This window comes from uncultured Gimesia sp., from assembly GCF_963972345.1.
GTDB lineage: Bacteria > Planctomycetota > Planctomycetia > Planctomycetales > Planctomycetaceae > Gimesia.
In genome coordinates, this window is the sequence record NZ_CAXAVM010000355.1 from 1 (window position 1) to 2,429 (window position 2,429).

Sequence of the window (2,429 nt, forward strand, 5' to 3'; positions counted from 1 at the left end):
GTAGTCCCGCGGGTCAGCGGGGGAGTCGAACAGCATGAGGACGCAATCCAGTTTCCCGCGACTGGGGGGCAGGACTTTGACGTGAATTTCTCCGGTGTGCCAGTTTCGGAGGGTTTCCCGGAGATCAAGACCATCTTTCATACTGGTGGTAAATTTTTCGGTGCGTGCCAGATCGACGCCCAGCAGATTCAAGGCGTGATCTTTGATGCTCGTGCGAAATTTCTCGATGGCGACATCTTCGGGGGGCCAGCTGCATTGTTTGAAGGGATCCCACTTCATTTCCCATTCATCCTGTTTGGGTTTGGGAGGTTTGGGAGTGAGTTCACAATTTCTCCACGAGATGAGGTTACCGGGCAGACGGTTACTCATTTCCAGCATGGTGCCATTGGGAAGCTGGGCCTGTTCAATGCCGAAGCTGATTTTTTCAAACGGGAGCAAATGCACGAACGGGTATTCTCGCGCTGTTTCTGCAATCTGAATGGCGAACTGATCGCCGGCGACCTGTTGTGCGGCTTTGACCAGCGTATAGAGATCGGGGGTCATGCGGCGTTCGATGAGCGAGAGGTTGCGCACATAACGAAAGTAAACCGAGAGCAGCTTAGGCGTGATCTTGCGGCCTTTGGATTTCAATTCGAGTCGATAACGGTCACGGGCAGTCAGCGCCAGCTCTTTAATGCCGTCGACGGAGAGGTTTTCGTCATCTTCCAGTTCAGAGCGGGCGGCTTCATACAGTCCTGTGATATAAGGGAGTTCGCCGAGCATGAACAGCAATGTTTCCGAGTCAGCGGAATAGATTGTGGTTTCGTTGACTTCTTCATCTTCGACTTCCACAGGGACCTGATCGATGTAGGCATCGTGAATCCAGGGCCAGTCGGAAAGGGAGCAGACCAGCAGGATCGACTTGTATTTCTTTTCCAGTTCCCGCAGGCGGTGTGCCATCATGGTGCAGCGGTTAAGCGGCTGGCCTTCCGGAAGTTTATTCAGAGCCGGCAGAACGGCAGCGGCAAACTTTTCCAGGGGAACTTTTTTCAAAGCATAAGGGTCGGGCAGAGAGGCGGAAATACTTTCAAACCGCTGTGTTTCCAGGTCAATGAAGTGCCGGTCGATGTGTTCCATCATCGCGATTCTCAGCGCGGCAATGACACCCTGGCAGGGATCAATGGGCACATAACTGCAAAGTCGTTGCACATCATCCTCGTCGTCATCCTCTTCCCAGGGAGCGGAACCCGAGATGGACGGCTCTTCCTGCACGACGGCGGTAATGCTGGGCAGAAATGTGATGGCCCGTTCCACGTTTTCCTGGAACGAAGCAGGGAGCGGCACAGCCAGGCAGTCGAACTCATTATTCAGCATCACGCGGCGGACTTCGATGGCGAAGTCACCACTGCCATGAATTAATGGCAGGACAGAAATGTGCGGGCTGATTTTCAAAAAACTGGAGTGGGGCGATGTCATAATAGATTAATCCAGTTTCTTACCTGAAAGCTGTGAACACGCTTGACCGTGATACATATAATCGAGTCGCTCTGAATGGTTGTGATGTGTCCGGCCTGGGAGTCGAGAGGTCAGGACCATTTCCAGCCTGTCGACTCTTTCAGATTCACAACACATTCCACGGGCCATTCCCCCTGGTGCAGCTTGACAATATTCTGAGCCGCCATCGCATACGCGTCCCGATGCGATTCCTGATCGAGTCCGCCGGTGTGACAGCTTAACAGTACATTTTCCAGTTTGATCAGGGGACTTTCAACAGGCAATGGTTCTTTTTTGAAAACATCGAGTCCCGCGGCCCGTAAATGCCCTGATTCCAGAGCTTCCACCAATGCATTTTCGTCAACCAGTGCCCCGCGGGCTGTATTGATCAATACGGACCCCGATTTCATGAGGGCGAGAGTATCCCGGTTAATGAGGTCGACCGTCTCAGGGGTGACGGGCAGATGCAGGGTAACGTAGTCTGACTGTGTCAGCAGTTCTTCCAGTCCGAGCAGCTTGATCTGATGGGTTTTGGCAAAGTCTGCATTGGGGAACGGATCGTATGCCAGCACATGCATGCCCATGCCAATGGCGCGGGTGGCGACTGCCTGGCCGATGCGTCCCAGTCCGACGATGCCGATCGTGCTGCCCCAGACGCGAGGCGTTAACTCCCGCTCCCACACGCCGCTGCGAACGGCGCGATCCTGGGTACGAGTCATGCGGGCGATACCCATGAGCAGGGCGAATGCCTGTTCTGCAACCGAGTGATGATTCACACCCGGCGTGATGGTGACGACGATATTCTGTGCATCAGCGGCTGTGAGATCAACGGCATCAAAGCCGACGCCGTAGCGTGAGATGACTTTCAGGTCGGGCAGCTGTTCCAGCACTTCGCGCGAATAGATCTCTGCACCGGCGAGAACGGCATCGTATCCCTGAACCTGCTCTACCACGCG

General features: G+C 54.5%; 2 protein-coding genes. Both read right to left on the reverse strand.

Annotation, left to right across the window (positions count from 1 at the left end):
* Positions 1-1,455, reverse strand: a 1,455-nt coding sequence (locus tag AACZ40_RS28975) for a hypothetical protein (protein WP_339677155.1), incomplete at its 3' end; no start/stop codon positions are given.
* Between the two features lie 110 nt (positions 1,456-1,565).
* Positions 1,566-2,429, reverse strand: an 864-nt coding sequence (locus AACZ40_RS28980; RefSeq protein WP_339677157.1) for a phosphoglycerate dehydrogenase, incomplete at its 5' end; no start/stop codon positions are given.